Source organism: Arenibaculum sp. (genome assembly GCF_035998295.1).
GTDB lineage: Bacteria > Pseudomonadota > Alphaproteobacteria > Azospirillales > Azospirillaceae > DASYHS01.
Genome location: NZ_DASYHS010000132.1, coordinates 13,130 through 27,312 on the forward strand (window position 1 = coordinate 13,130; position 14,183 = coordinate 27,312).

Here is a 14,183-nt window from a genome sequence, read left to right on the forward strand (position 1 = left end):
GCGGGGAGACGGTCCTCTCAAAGACTGAAGCGTTCGCCGAGGTAGACCCGTCGTACATCCTTGTCGATGACGATCTCCGATGGCCTACCCTCCATCAGTACCATACCGTCGTGAAGGATGTACGCCCGATCGACGATCTCCAGGGTCTCCCGGACGTTGTGGTCGGTGATCAGGACGCCGATCCCGCGGTCGCGCAGATGCCCGACCAGCTCGCGGATGTCGTTCACCGCGATCGGGTCGATGCCGGCGAGCGGTTCGTCGAGGAGGATGAAATGCGGATGGGAGGCGAGCGCCCGGGCGATCTCGACGCGCCGTCGCTCGCCGCCGGACAGCGCCAGCGCCGGAGTGCGCCGGAGATGCGTGATCGAAAACTCGGCCAGCAGTTCGTCCAGCATCGCCTCGCGCGCGTCGCGGTCCCGCTCGACCAGCTCCAGCACCGCGCGGATGTTGTTCTCGACGGACATGCCCCGGAATATCGAGGCCTCCTGCGGCAGGTACCCGATTCCCAGCCGCGCCCGCCGGTACATCGGCAGGCTGGTGATGTCCTGGCCGTCGAGATGGATCGCCCCGTAGTCGGACGCGATCAGGCCGGTCATGATGTAGAAGCAGGTCGTCTTCCCGGCCCCGTTCGGCCCCAGGAGCCCGACGGCCTCGCCGCGCTGGACGCTGACGCTGACGTCGCGCAGCACCGGGCGCCGCTTGTACTGCTTGCCGAGGTTGCTGGCGACGAGGCCGTCGTTGCTCGCGACCAGGCGCGCGGGCTCGCCGTCCTGGCCCGTGCCGCCCTGGCCCATGCTCCCCGGGCCCGTGCTCCCCGGACCCGCGCCCCGCGCCGCCCGCATCTCCGCTCCCCGCCCGTCCATCGTGCCGTTCATTGCGCCCCGCCCTGCGTCGCGGGCCGGCTGCCCGGCACGCCCGCCGCCTCTCCCGGGATGAACAGTCCCTGCACGCGCCGCGGGCCGCTGTCGGCCAGGGTGACGAGGCGGCTGACCCCGGTCTTCATGTTCACTTCCGCCGAGTCGCCGTGGAGGTGGTTGCGGCCGCGGGTCAGGTCCACGTCGCCCGTCAGCGTCGCGATCTCCGTCCGCAGGTCGTAGACGCCGCTCTCCCCGCGCGCCACGTCCGTCGGCGTCGTGATCACGACGTTGCCCTGGGCATCGATCCTGCGCATGTCCAGCGCGCCCGCGGGCGTCTCCTCGAACAGGCCGACCAGGACGTCGGCGTTGACGCGGTTGTCGCCGCGCAACGCGACCGCGTCCCCGCGGGCGACCGCGATGCGCTCGGCCTCCCAGTATTCGAGGCTGTCGCGCGCGGTCACCACGTCCGTCGGCGTCGTCAACTTCAGGCCGTCGCCGGTGACCACCGCCACCGTCCGGTCGATGTCGTACACCGCGCGGTCGCCTATGACCTCCTGCGTCGGCGTGGTGATGCGGACGTCGCCCTCGGCCGCCAGGCGCCATATCTCGGTGCCGCCCTGCGGCATCTCCCGGTAATAGGCGATCAGGACGTCGGCGGCGACGGTCAGGTCGCCGCGGCGGGCGACCGCGTCGCCGCGCGCGACATAGGCCTTCTGGTCCTGGTGCCATTCGATCGCGCCGGCGGCGTCGACCGCCACCGGCAGCCCTTCGCCCGTGTCGAGCGCCGCCCCGGACTGGGCGCCGGATTGGGCCCCGGACTGGGCGAAGGCCGCACCCGGGCCGACGGGCGCGCCGGCCAGGGCCGCGCCGAGCGCCGCCGCCGAGGTGATCCTTGCGACTGCGCGCCGGAGGTTCAAGGCACACCCCCGCCCTTGCCGATGCCCGTGAGGTTCATCCGCGCGCGGCCGGTCACGACGATGCTGCGCCCGTTGTCGTAGAGCCGGAAGCCCTGGCCGAACAGCTCGCCGAGCGGCCCCTGGCCCGCGACGGGCCGGTCGCCCCAGGCGTTGCCCGCCTGCGTGTCCACATGGGCCTCCTCGGTCCGGAACTCGTATCCCTGGTCCTGGAACAGGTCGACGTCGCCGAGCAGCAGCAGCTTCCCGGTCTCCTCGTTGTAGCGCCCGCGATCGGCCCGGATCGCGATCCATGAGCCGTCGTCGCGCGTCATCTCGGCCTCGGGCGACACCAGGTCGACCACGGAGGGCTCGCTGGTCGACCTGACGACGCGCTCGGCGACCACGGAGAAGGGCCTTGCGTCGCGGTCGCTGCCGAGATAGCGCGCCTTCACCATCTCGAGCCTGCCGTCGTCGCTGGCGCCCGCCGGCGACCGGACCTCCTGCAGGCGCGGCCAGGCGACCATCGCGGCGAGGATGCCCAGCGCCGCGAGCGGAAGCAGGAACTTCATGAGGTAGACGAACCGGCTGTAGGCGCGCCCCATGCTCGCGGCGGTGCGCCGGACGTCGCGCCAGGCGTCGCTCCCCCGCCGGCCCGCACGCCCGTCGCCGGGTCCTGTCCTGAGCGGCTCCACGGTCATGGCTCAGGCCACCCCGGCCCGCAGGCAGTCGTGGATGTGGACGATGCCGATCGGCCGGCCCTCCTCCGTGACGAAGAGGCTGGTGATCGTGCGGCTGTTCATCAAGCCGAGCGCCTCCGCCGCGAGCGCGCCCGGGCGGATGGTCTTGGGGGCGGCCGTCATCACCGCGCCCGCCCGGCGGTCGAGCAGGCCCGGGTTCATGTGGCGCCGCAGGTCGCCGTCCGTGACGATCCCCAGCAGGCGGCCGCCGTCGTCGACGACGCCGACGCAGCCGAAGCTCTTCGCGGTCATGACCAGCAGGGCCTCCGCCATCGAGGCCTGCTCCGGCACGAGGGGGAGGGCCGCGCCCGAATGCATCACGTCGGCGACGCGCAGGAGCTTGCGCCCCAGCGACCCGCCGGGGTGGAACACCTGGAAGTCCGCGGCAGAGAACCCCCGGCGCTCCAGCAGCGCGACCGCGATCGCATCGCCCAGCGCCAGCATCATCGTGGTGGAGGTCGTCGGCGCGAGGCCGAGCGGACAGGCCTCGGGACCCTGCGGGAGGAGCAGCGCCACGTCCGACTGCTCGGCGAGCGCCGAGCCGGAGCGGCGGGTGATGCCGACCAGCGGGATCGAGAATCGGCGGGTATAGGCGACGATGTCGGCCAGCTCGGCCGTGTCGCCGGAGTTGGAGAGGGCGATCACGGCATCGCCGCGGGTGATCATGCCGAGGTCGCCGTGGCTCGCCTCGCCGGGATGGACGAACATCGCGGGCGTGCCGGTCGAAGCCAGGGTGGCGGCGATCTTCCGGGCGATGTGGCCGCTCTTGCCCATGCCCGTCACGACGGCGCGCCCGGATACGGCCGACAGCACGTCCAGCGCGCGCGAGAAGGCGCCGTCGAGGGAATCGGCGAGCGCGTGCAGCGCCGCCGCCTCCATGCGCAGGACCCGGTCGGCGGCCGCCCGGTCCCGGTCGGCGGCGTCGCGCGTCTGCCCGGCCTCCTCCCCGCGCGGGGGGGCGCACAGGGCCACGCGTTGTGCAAGCTCGTTCACGGCGCGTCAAACTCCATCAACCGCGGCTCCATCAACCGCAGCGGCCCCGCCGCGTCGGCGGTCCGCCATCAGGCGCGGGGATCGACGCAAGTATGCCGACGCCCCCCGGGTGAATCAAACCGTATGGCTACCTCGAAGGCTCCATGACCGCGGCGAAGCGTCCATGCCAGCCGATCCATGCCGGCCGGTCAGTGCGCGAACAGGTCCGGCTCGTCCCACCCGCCCAGGTCCAGCTCCGCCCGGGTCGGCAGGAACCGGAAGCACTGCTCCGCCAGGTCCGTCCGCCCTTCGCGCGCGAGCATCACGTCCAGGCGGGCCCTGAGCTCGTGCAGGTGGAGCACGTCGGACGCCGCGTAGCGGAGCTGTTCCGGCGTCAGCTCCGCGCTGCCCCAGTCCGAGGACTGCTGCTGCTTGGAGAGGTCGATCCCCAGCAGGTCCCGGCACAGGTCCTTCAGGCCGTGCCGGTCCGTGAAGGTGCGCACCAGCTTCGAGGCCACCTTGGTGCAGTAGACCGGCGCGCACACCACGCCCAGATAGGCCTTGAGCACCGCGACGTCGAAGCGCGCGAAGTGGAACAGCTTCGTCACGCCGGGATCGGCCAGCAGCCGCTTCAGGTTCGGCGCGTCGTAGACGCCCGCGCGGAACTGGACCATGTGGCAATGGCCGTCGCCCGCCGACATCTGCACCAGGCAAAGCCGGTCGCGGGCCGGGTTCAGGCCCATGGTCTCCGTGTCGATCGCGACCGTCGGGCCGAAATAGACGTCGTCGGGAAGGTCGCCGTCGTGAAGGTCGATGGGCAAGGGGCACCCTGTCTCAATGCGAGCCTGTCCCGACGCGGGACGTCTCGGCTCGAGGGGCCGCCGGACCGGGGCTCACGTCCCGGCAATCGCCGCCACATGAGAAATCGGCGTGTTCCGATCGCGCCGGTTACGGGAGCGCGTCGCTCGGCCGATATGGTGCCCAGGAGAAGACTCGAACTTCCACGGCATTTCTGCCACAGGTACCTGAAACCTGCGCGTCTACCAATTCCGCCACCTGGGCATTCCGGTGGGCCGGTTATGTAGCCCCGGCCCCTTCGGCTGTCAAATGTTTTCAGGGCTTCGCGGGCGCCGGCGACGCCACGCGGGCCTGCCGCCGAGGCTGGCCTGTCGCGCGCCGCTCCTATATAAGCACCGCCGACGGTGCATCAGTCTGGCCAGGAGATTTGGGATGTCGTTTCGCTATCGGGTCGCCACGGTGTTCGGCGGTGCGGGCTTCATCGGCCGCCACCTCGTCCAGCGCCTGGCCAGGACCGGCACGATCGTCCGCGTCGCGACCCGAAACACGTCCCGCGCCAACTTCCTGCGCACCAACGGCACGGTCGGCCAGATCGTGCCGGTCCCCGTCAACACCGCCGACGACGCCTCGGTCGCCGCTGCGGTCGGGGGCGCCGATTTCGTGATCAACCTGATCGGCATCCTGCACGAGGCGCGAAAGAACACCTTTGCCTCCGCCCAGGCCGAGCTTCCGGGCCGCCTCGGCCGCGCCGCCCGGGCTGCCGGGGCGCTTCGCGTCGTCCACGTCTCCGCGATCGGCGCCGACGCGGCCTCGCCCTCCGCCTACGCCCGCAGCAAGGCGGAGGGTGAGGCCGCCCTGCTCGACGCCTTTCCCGAGGCGACGATCCTCCGGCCCAGCGTCGTGTTCGGCCCCGAGGACGGCTTCTTCAACCGCTTCGCCTCGATGGCCTCGATCATGCCCGTCCTGCCGCTGATCGGCGGCGGACGGACGCGGTTCCAGCCCGTCTATGTCGGCGACGTCGCCGACGCGATCATGGCCGTGCTGAACGATCCCGCCACCCGCGGCAGGCTCTACGAGCTGGGCGGGCCGCGCGTCTACACCATGCGCGAGGTGATGGAGCTGGTGCTGCGCGAGACGCGCCGGCGGCGCCCCCTGGTGACGGTGCCGTGGCGGCTGGCCGAGGTCCTGGGCCGCGTCATGGGCGTCCTGCCGAACCCGCCCCTGACCGCCGACCAGGTCGAGCTGCTCAAGCGGGACAACGTCGTCTCCGCGGATGCCGCGACCCTGCGCGACCTCGGCATCACGCCGACCGCGGCCGAGGTCATACTGCCCACCTATTTCGACCGCTTCCGCATCGGCGGCCGGTTCGCCGACCAGCGCAGCACCGGCGGCGTCACCCACTAGGCACCGCTTCGGGGCCGCAGCAGGGGTCCCTTGGTTTCGCAAATTCATCCGATTGCGGATTTGTACGCGAACGGCAACTATCTCACACAGAACCAACCGCGCCCCGCGGGGTGCCCGACACCCTCCAGCTCCGCAATTTCATTATAGGTCAGCATAGTTGACCTTTTGGCGATTTTTTGCTCGCAGAGAGCGCGAAACTCGGCTAAACGATCTGGCAGACGGCAATCGTGGCCGTAGGACGGCCCGCGTCCGGGGCCGAAGACCAGTTGGGGGACTCGATCGAATGGCGCACCGTATGCTCGGCTTCGTTCATACCGAGAAGCGCATGCCGGAGAAACGCACGGCCGACGACCGCCGTCGCGACTTCGACGAGATCTACGGCGAGTTCGACCATGCGGGCGCGCAGGAACAGGCGAACCGCTGCTCGCAGTGCGGCGTGCCGTTCTGCCAGGTGCACTGCCCGCTGCACAACAACATCCCGGACTGGCTGATGCTCACGGCGGAAGGCCGGCTGGAGGAGGCCTACGAGGTCTCCTCGGCGACCAACACCTTCCCGGAGATCTGCGGCCGCATCTGCCCGCAGGACCGCCTCTGCGAAGGCAACTGCACGATCGAGCAGTCCCGCCACGGCACCGTGACCATCGGGTCGATCGAGAAGTACATCACCGACACGGCCTGGGAGAAGGGCTGGGTCAAGCCGCGCCGCCCCAGCCGCGAGCTGGACCGTTCGATCGGGATCGTCGGCGGCGGGCCCGCCGGGCTGGCGGCGGCGGAAATGCTGCGGGCCAAGGGCTACCGGGTCGAGGTCTACGACCGCTACGACCGCATCGGCGGCCTGATGACCTACGGCATTCCCGGCTTCAAGCTGGAGAAGCACATCGTCCAGCGCCGCGTCGACCAGCTCGTCGAGCAGGGCGTGCGCTTCCACGTCAATGCCGACGTCGGCGGCACCCTGCCCTTCGCCGAGCTGCGCGCGCGCCACGACGCGGTCCTGATCGCGACCGGCGTGTACAAGGCGCGCGACCTCCAGGCCCCCGGCAGCGGCCTCGACGGGATCGTGCCCGCCCTGGACTACCTGACCGCCAGCAACCGCGTCGGCCTCGGCGACGTGGTGCCGGAATTCGAGAGCGGGCGCCTGAACGCCGCCGGCAAGAACGTCGTGGTGATCGGCGGCGGCGACACCGCCATGGACTGCGTGCGCACCGCCGTGCGCCAGGGTGCGGCCTCGGTGAAATGCCTCTACCGGCGCAACCGGGCCAACATGCCGGGCTCGCAGCGCGAAGTCGCCCACGCCGAGGAGGAGGGCGTCGAGTTCGTCTGGCAGTCGGCCCCGGAAGCCTTCCTCGGCGACCGCGCCGTCACCGCCGTGCGCGCGCAGCGCATCCATCTCGGCGTCGCCGACGCGACCGGGCGCCAGACGCCCCAGGTGATCGACGGATCCCGGTTCACGATCGACGCCGAGCTGGTGATCAAGGCCCTGGGGTTCGACCCGGAGGACCTGCCCGGCCTGTTCGGCGAGCCGGACCTGAAGGTGTCGCGCTGGGGCACGATCGGCATCGACTTCCGCAGCATGATGACGAGCCTGGACGGCGTGTTCGCGGCCGGCGACATCGTGCGCGGCGCGAGCCTCGTGGTGTGGGCGATCCGCGACGGGCGGGACGCGGCCGAGCGCATCCATGCCTACCTGACCAGCAAGGCCGCCGCCGAGGCGCCGGCCGTCGCTGCCGAGTGACGACGGGCGGAAGGAATACGACCATGGACCAGAACATCACCAATCCCGAAGCCTACGTCTCCGCCCATCGCGACGCCGTCGAGCGCCTGACCGAGGCCCATGGCTGGAACCCGGCCGAGGAGCACGACGCCTGCGGCGTCGGCTTCATCGCCACCCTCGACGGCCGGCCCCGCCGCACGGTGGTCGAGAAGGGCATCGAGGCGCTGAAGGCGGTGTGGCACCGCGGCGCCATCGACGCCGACGGCAAGACCGGCGACGGCGCCGGCATCCACATCCAGGTGCCGCAGCAGTTCTTCAAGGACTTCGTCGGGCTGATCGGCCACACCGCGCCGACGAACGACCTCGCGGTCGGCCAGGTGTTCCTGCCGCGCCTGTCCACGGAGGCGCAGGAGCGCTGCCGCTGCATCGTCGAGACGGAGGTCCTGCGCTTCGGCTACTACATCTACGGATGGCGCCAGGTGCCGATCAACGTCGACGTGATCGGCGAGAAGGCGAACGCGACCCGGCCCGAGATCGAGCAGATCGTCGTCGGCAACGCCAAGGGCGTCGACACCGACAGGTTCGAGCTGGAGCTCTACGTGATCCGGCGGCGCATCGAGGCGGCGGTGCGGGCGGAGCAGATCAACGACTTCTACATCTGCACGCTGTCGTCCCGCTCGATCATCTACAAGGGGATGTTCCTGGCCGAGCAGCTCACGAGCTTCTATCCCGACCTGCTCGACGGGCGCTTCACCTCGAACTTCGCGATCTACCACCAGCGCTACTCGACCAACACCTTCCCGACCTGGCCGCTGGCCCAGCCCTTCCGCTGCATCGCCCACAACGGCGAGATCAACACCCTGAAGGGCAACGTCAACTGGATGAAGGCCCACGAGCCGCGCATCGGCCACGAGGTCTTCGGCGACCACATCCACGACCTGAAGCCGGTGATCCCGACCGGCACGTCGGACTCGGGCGCGCTGGACGCGGTGTTCGAGCTGCTGGTGCGCGCCGGCCGGTCCGCGCCGATGGTCAAGACGATGATGATCCCCGAGGCGTGGTCGCAGCGCCCGGTCATGCCCGAGGCGCACCGCAACCTCTACAGCTACGTCAACAGCGTGATGGAGCCGTGGGACGGCCCGGCCGCGATCGCCGCCTATGACGGGCGCTGGGTGATCGGCGGCATGGACCGCAACGGCCTGCGCCCGATGCGCTTCACCGTGACCGGGGACGGGCTGATCATCGCCGGCTCCGAGACCGGGATGGTCAAGATCGACGAGACCGAGGTCGTGCGCAAAGGCCGCGTCGGCCCCGGCCAGATGATCGCGGTCGACCTGGTGGAAGGCCGGCTGCTGCTGGACGGCGAGGTCAAGGACCGGCTCGCGGCCAAGCGGCCCTTCGGCCGCTGGGTCGACAACATCACGGAGCTGGACACGCTGGTCAAGGCGGCCCCGGCCGAGCCGGCGGAGCTGTCGCGCGACGTGCTGCGCCGCCGGCAGTTCGCGGTCGGCATGACGATGGAGGACGTCGAGATGATCCTCCACCCCATGGTGGAGGACGCCAAGGAGGCGATCGGCTCCATGGGCGACGACAGCCCGCTCGCCGTGCTGTCGGACAAGTATCGCGGCCTGCACCACTTCTTCCGCCAGAACTTCAGCCAGGTGACGAACCCGCCGATCGACAGCCTGCGCGAGCGGCGCGTCATGAGCCTGCGCACCCGGCTCGGCAACCTCGGCAACATCCTCGACGAGGAGGCGAGCCAGTGCCGCCTGCTGCAGCTCGACAGCCCGGTCCTGACCACGGCCGAGTTCCGGGCGATGCGCGGCTACATGGGCGCCACGGCCGCCGAGATCGACTGCACCTTCGAGGTCGGGGCCGGGCCCAACGCGCTCGGCGACGGGCTGCGCCGCATCCGCCAGCAGGCCGAGGACGCCGTGCGCGGCGGCGCCGAGCACGTGATCCTGACCGACGAGCGGACCGACGCGCAGCACGCGCCGATCCCGATGATCCTGGCGACCGGGGCGGTGCACAGCCACCTCGTGCGCCAGCAGCTGCGTACCTTCACCTCGCTGAACGTCCGCTCCTCGGAGTGCCTGGACGTCCACTACTTCGCGGTGCTGATCGGCGTCGGCGCCACCACCGTGAACGCCTATCTCGCCCAGGAGGCGATCGCCGACCGCCACCGCCGCGGCCTGTTCGGCGACATGACGATCGAGAAGTGCCTGTCGCGCTTCAAGAAGGCGGTGGACGAGGGGCTGCTGAAGATCATGTCCAAGATGGGCATCTCGATCATCAGCAGCTACCGCGGCGGCTGCAACTTCGAGGCCGTGGGCCTGTCGCGCGCCCTGGTCGCCGAGCATTTCCCCGGCATGATCAGCCGCATCTCCGGCATCGGCCTCGCGGGCATCCAGAAGAAGGTGAGCGAGCAGCACGCGCTGGCCTGGAACGACGAGGTGACCGCGCTGCCGGTCGGCGGCTTCTTCAAGTATCGCCGCGGGGGCGAGCGCCACGCCTGGGAGGGCGCGCTGATCCACCTGCTGCAGCAGGCGGTCGGGTCGGACAGCTACTCCACCTACAAGAAGTTCAGCGAGGCCGTGCACAAGCGGCCGCCGCACCAGCTGCGCGACCTGCTGGACTTCCGCATGACGCGCGAGGCGGTGCCGCTCGACGAGGTCGAGAGCATCACCTCGATCCGCAAGCGCTTCGTGACCCCGGGCATGTCGCTGGGCGCGCTGTCGCCGGAGGCGCACGGCACGCTGAACGTCGCCATGAACCGGATCGGCGCCAAGTCCGACAGCGGCGAGGGCGGCGAGGATGCGGCGCGCTTCAAGCCCGACCGCAACGGCGACAACTGGAACTCCGCGATCAAGCAGGTGGCGTCCGGCCGCTTCGGCGTCACGGCCGAGTACCTGAACCAGTGCCGCGAGATCGAGATCAAGATGGCCCAGGGCGCCAAGCCCGGCGAGGGCGGCCAGCTTCCCGGCTTCAAGGTCACCGAGATGATCGCGCGGCTGCGCCACTCGACGCCGGGCGTGATGCTGATCAGCCCGCCGCCGCACCACGACATCTACTCGATCGAGGATCTGGCGCAGCTGATCTACGACCTGAAGCAGGTCAACCCCGACGCCAAGGTGTGCGTGAAGCTGGTGTCGCGCTCGGGCATCGGCACGATCGCGGCCGGCGTGGCCAAGGCGAACGCCGACGTGATCCTGATCTCGGGCCACAGCGGCGGCACCGGCGCCTCGCCGCAGACCTCGATCAAGTTCGCCGGCGCGCCCTGGGAGATGGGCCTCAGCGAGGCGCACCAGGTGCTGATGCTGAACCGGCTGCGCCACCGCGTGGTGCTGCGCACCGACGGCGGCATCAAGACCGGCCGCGACGTCGTGATCGCCGCCATGCTGGGCGCGGAGGAGTTCGGCATCGGCACGGCGGCCCTGATCGCGATGGGCTGCATCATGGTCCGCCAGTGCCACAGCAACACCTGCCCGGTCGGCGTGTGCGTCCAGGACGAGGCCCTGCGCCAGCGCTTCACCGGCACGCCCGAGAAGGTGGTCAACCTCTTCACCTTCCTCGCCGAGGAGGTGCGCGAGATCCTGGCCTCGCTGGGCGTGCGCTCGCTCGAGGAGGTGATCGGCCGGACCGACCTGCTCCACCAGGTCAGCCGGGGTGCTGCCCATCTCGACGATCTGGACCTGAACTCGCTGCTGGTCCAGACCGATCCCGGCGACGGCGCGCGCTACCGCACGATCAGCGGCCGCAACGAGGTGCCCGACACGCTCGACGCCCGCATGATCGAGGATGCGCGCCCGCTGTTCGACGACGGCGAGAAGATGCAGCTCACCTACAACGTCCGCAACACCCACCGGGCGATCGGCACCCGCCTCAGCTCCCGCATCACGCGGCGCTTCGGCATGGCCGGGCTCCAGCCCGGCCACGTCACGGTGCGGCTGCGCGGCTCGTGCGGCCAGTCGCTGGGCGCCTGGGCCGTCCAGGGCATCAAGCTCGAAGTGTTCGGCGACGCCAACGACTTCGTCGGCAAGGGGCTCTCGGGCGGGACGATCGTCGTCCGCCAGACGACCGCGAGCCCCCTGAAGTCGAACGAGAACACGATCGTCGGCAACACCGTGCTCTACGGCGCCACCGCGGGCAAGCTGTTCGCGGCCGGCCAGGCGGGCGAGCGCTTCGCGGTCCGCAACTCCGGCGCCGTCGCCGTCGTCGAGGGCTGCGGCTCCAACGGCTGCGAGTACATGACCGGGGGCACGGTCGTGATCCTGGGCGCGGTCGGCGACAACTTCGCCGCCGGCATGACCGGCGGCATGGCCTTCGTCTACGACGAGGCGGATATCCTGCCGGCCCACGTCAACGACGACAGCGTGATCTACCAGCGCGTCGAGGTCGCGCATTACGAGGACATGGTGAAGGGCCTCATCGAGGAGCATGTGCGCGAGACGCAGAGCCGGTTCGCCGCCCAGCTCCTCAACGACTGGCCGCTGGTGCGCGGCAGGTTCTGGCAGGTCGTGCCCAAGGAGCTGATCTCCCGGCTGCCGGTGCCGGTGACCGACACCCTGGCGGCGCCCGCCGCGGAATGATCCCGGACGCGGCACGGCCGCGGCCGGCGGCGGCGGCGGACGCGCGTCCGCACCCCGCCGGCCGCGTCGTCCTCAGGCCCGCGACGCGCCGGGACGGGGCGCGCTGCGCGGGCATCTTCCTGAGGGCGCGGCAGGCGGCATTCCCGTGCAGCCGCCCCTCCTTCGAGCTGGACGACTACCAGCGCGCGGTCGAGGACGACGAGGTATGGGTCGCCCGGATCGGCGGGATGGCGGTGGGCTTCGTGTCGCTCCATCGCCCGGAGCGCCAGATCCGCAACCTGTTCGTCGACCCGCGCTGGCAGCACCGCGGCATCGGCAGCCGCCTTCTCGACGCGGCGCGCAGCCTGCTGGACGGGCCGGCGCTGCTGTGCTGCCAGCGCGGCAACCGGGCGGCGCGCTCCTTCTACGAGCGCAACGGCTGGACCCTGGTTCCGGGCGCAGGGTTCGGTGCGGAGTTGGGAATGGTGGACACGGTCATGTACCGGAAATAGGCCGTCCGCTGCGGACGCTTGCACCTCCGCGCGTTTTGGCGCAGCCTCCCGCGCCCGCCGAATCGACATGGGCGGAACGGAACGGGCGCCATGCCGGTTCCGTGCTAGGTTTGCCCGTTTCCTTGCGCTAGAGTGCGCCACCGATGCTCGTCCTTTACCACTTCTGGCTCTCACCTTTCGCCCGCAAGATACGCTTGGCCCTGGCGGAGAAAGGCGTTCCGTTCGAACTGCGCCTGGAGCGCGAGGTCGAGCGGCGCCCCGAATTCCTCGCCCTCAATCCCGCGGGCGAAGTGCCGGTCCTCGTCGACGAGGACGAGACCGTCGTGGCCGACAGCGCCGCGATCTGCGAGTACCTGGAGGAGACCCGTCCCGACCTGCCCCTGCTCGGCGCGACCGCGGCCCAGCGCGCGGAGACGCGCCGCCTCGTCGGCTGGTTCGACGGCAAGTTCAACCGGGAGGTCACCGAGAACCTCGTCGGCGAGAAGCTGATGAAGCGGCTCAACAGCCAGGGCTATCCCCACGCCCCGGCGATCCGCGCCGGGCTCGCCAACATCCACTACCATCTCGACTACATCGCCTATCTGGCCGAGCGGCGCACCTGGCTCGCGGGCGACGACTTCAGCCTCGCCGACATCGCGGCCGGCGCGCATCTGTCGACGGTCGACTATCTCGGCGACGTGCCCTGGGACGAGCACCCCGAGGCGCGCCTGTGGTACGCCCGCATCAAGTCCAGGCCGAGCTTCCGGGCGCTGCTCGCCGACAGCGTGCCGGGCGCGCCGCCGCCGCCGCACTACGCCAACCTGGACTTCTGAGCTGCCGCCCAAATTCCGCCGGTTTCGCTACCGATGCTGGTGGCCGGGCAAACGATTTCCACACGATCCGAGGTTCCCATGCGTCGAATGACCGCCGTCCTGCTGCCGATCCTGTTCCTCGCCTCCGGTGCCGCGGCGGCCCAGGAGGCCACGACGATCATCCGGCCGCCCCCGGTGATGGACGAAGTGACGATGGAGCTGTCGGCCGAGGACTGGGTCGTCACCGAGACCGCGCTGGTGACCGTCGCGGCCGATGCGGCGGCCACGGGTTCGCAGACGGGTGTCGCGCGCAGCGACCTTCTGGCCGCCGTGTCCGGGCTGGTGCCGGACGCGGAATGGCGCGTCGTCTCCTTCGACCGCTTCACCGACCAGGCCGGCCTCGACCGGTGGCAGGCCGTGGCCGAGGCGCGGCTGCCCGAGACCGAGGTGGGCGGGCTCGGCGAGAAGGCGAAGGAGCTGAGCCGGCCGGGCCTCCAGCTCCGCGTGCAGTCGATCGAGTTCACGCCGACCCTGGCCGAGACCGAAGCCGTCCGCGCCCGGCTGCGCGCGGAGATCTACCGCCGCGCCGGCGAGGAGATCGCGTCGCTGGAGCGCAGCTTCGGCGACCGCGACTTCCGCATCGGCGCGATCCGCTTCCAGGAGAGCGGGATGCCGCCGATGCCGGTACCCGCCATGATGAGCCGCGGCGCGATGCAGGAGTCTATGGACAAGGCCGCGGCGGCCCCGGTCTCGGTCAGCGAGAAGATGCGGGTCACGGCCTATGTGGTGCTGAGCACGCTCGCCCCGCAGGAACCCTGACGCGGCCGGCACGGGCATGACGGGACCACGCCTGTTCTGCTTCGGCCTCGGCTACAGCGCGCTGGCGCTGGCCGACCGGCTCCTGCCGCAGGGCTGGCGCGTCGCCGGCACGACGCGC

The 14,183-nt window shown here is 70.7% G+C and carries 11 protein-coding genes and 1 tRNA gene; 6 read left to right on the forward strand and 6 right to left on the reverse strand.

The window, feature by feature from the left end; all coding sequences use genetic code 11:
- Window positions 1-17 precede the first annotated feature (17 nt).
- The 6 genes from lptB to VGO20_RS13080 form a co-directional block, all read right to left on the reverse strand.
- Complete coding sequence (gene lptB, locus VGO20_RS13055; RefSeq protein ID WP_327502801.1) at window positions 18-794, reverse strand: LPS export ABC transporter ATP-binding protein; 777 nt, start codon at window positions 792-794, stop codon at window positions 18-20.
- 77 nt (window positions 795-871) lie between these two features.
- Complete coding sequence (locus tag VGO20_RS13060) at window positions 872-1,774, reverse strand: LptA/OstA family protein (protein ID WP_327502792.1); 903 nt, start codon at window positions 1,772-1,774, stop codon at window positions 872-874.
- Window positions 1,771-2,451 carry an LPS export ABC transporter periplasmic protein LptC gene (lptC, locus tag VGO20_RS13065; RefSeq protein WP_327502793.1) on the reverse strand — a complete coding sequence of 227 codons (681 nt, stop codon included), beginning with the start codon at window positions 2,449-2,451 and terminating at the stop codon, window positions 1,771-1,773. Before lptC ends, VGO20_RS13060 begins: the two co-directional genes overlap by 4 nt.
- Window positions 2,452-2,454: 3 nt before the next feature.
- Entirely contained in the window at window positions 2,455-3,369 is a 915-nt protein-coding gene (locus tag VGO20_RS13070; protein WP_327502802.1) for a KpsF/GutQ family sugar-phosphate isomerase, read from the reverse strand.
- A gap of 302 nt (window positions 3,370-3,671) precedes the next feature.
- Window positions 3,672-4,283: a ribonuclease D gene (locus VGO20_RS13075; protein WP_327502794.1), complete on the reverse strand. Its 612-nt coding sequence runs from the start codon at window positions 4,281-4,283 to the stop codon at window positions 3,672-3,674.
- A 154-nt stretch (window positions 4,284-4,437) separates the two neighbouring features.
- A tRNA-Leu gene (locus VGO20_RS13080) sits at window positions 4,438-4,524 on the reverse strand.
- Between the two features lie 168 nt (window positions 4,525-4,692).
- Here VGO20_RS13080 and VGO20_RS13085 point away from each other — a divergent pair.
- The 6 genes from VGO20_RS13085 (at window position 4,693) to VGO20_RS13110 (ending at window position 14,065) form a co-directional block, all read left to right on the forward strand.
- Window positions 4,693-5,664 carry a complex I NDUFA9 subunit family protein gene (locus VGO20_RS13085; RefSeq protein ID WP_327502795.1) on the forward strand — a complete coding sequence of 324 codons (972 nt, stop codon included), beginning with the start codon at window positions 4,693-4,695 and terminating at the stop codon, window positions 5,662-5,664.
- Between the two features lie 283 nt (window positions 5,665-5,947).
- Complete coding sequence (locus tag VGO20_RS13090) at window positions 5,948-7,396, forward strand: NAD(P)-dependent oxidoreductase (protein WP_327502796.1); 1,449 nt, start codon at window positions 5,948-5,950, stop codon at window positions 7,394-7,396.
- Between the two features lie 23 nt (window positions 7,397-7,419).
- The gene (gltB, locus tag VGO20_RS13095; RefSeq protein ID WP_327502797.1) at window positions 7,420-11,964 is read left to right on the forward strand and encodes a glutamate synthase large subunit; all 4,545 of its coding nucleotides are present in this window, start codon (window positions 7,420-7,422) and stop codon (window positions 11,962-11,964) included.
- Window positions 11,961-12,455 carry a GNAT family N-acetyltransferase gene (locus tag VGO20_RS13100; protein WP_327502798.1) on the forward strand — a complete coding sequence of 165 codons (495 nt, stop codon included), beginning with the start codon at window positions 11,961-11,963 and terminating at the stop codon, window positions 12,453-12,455. Before gltB ends, VGO20_RS13100 begins: the two co-directional genes overlap by 4 nt.
- A 143-nt stretch (window positions 12,456-12,598) precedes the next feature.
- Window positions 12,599-13,267 carry a glutathione S-transferase family protein gene (locus tag VGO20_RS13105; RefSeq protein WP_327502799.1) on the forward strand — a complete coding sequence of 223 codons (669 nt, stop codon included), beginning with the start codon at window positions 12,599-12,601 and terminating at the stop codon, window positions 13,265-13,267.
- A gap of 78 nt (window positions 13,268-13,345) precedes the next feature.
- On the forward strand, window positions 13,346-14,065 hold the full coding sequence (locus VGO20_RS13110) for an SIMPL domain-containing protein (RefSeq protein ID WP_327502800.1): 720 nt from the start codon (window positions 13,346-13,348) through the stop codon (window positions 14,063-14,065).
- Window positions 14,066-14,183: the final 118 nt, after the last annotated feature.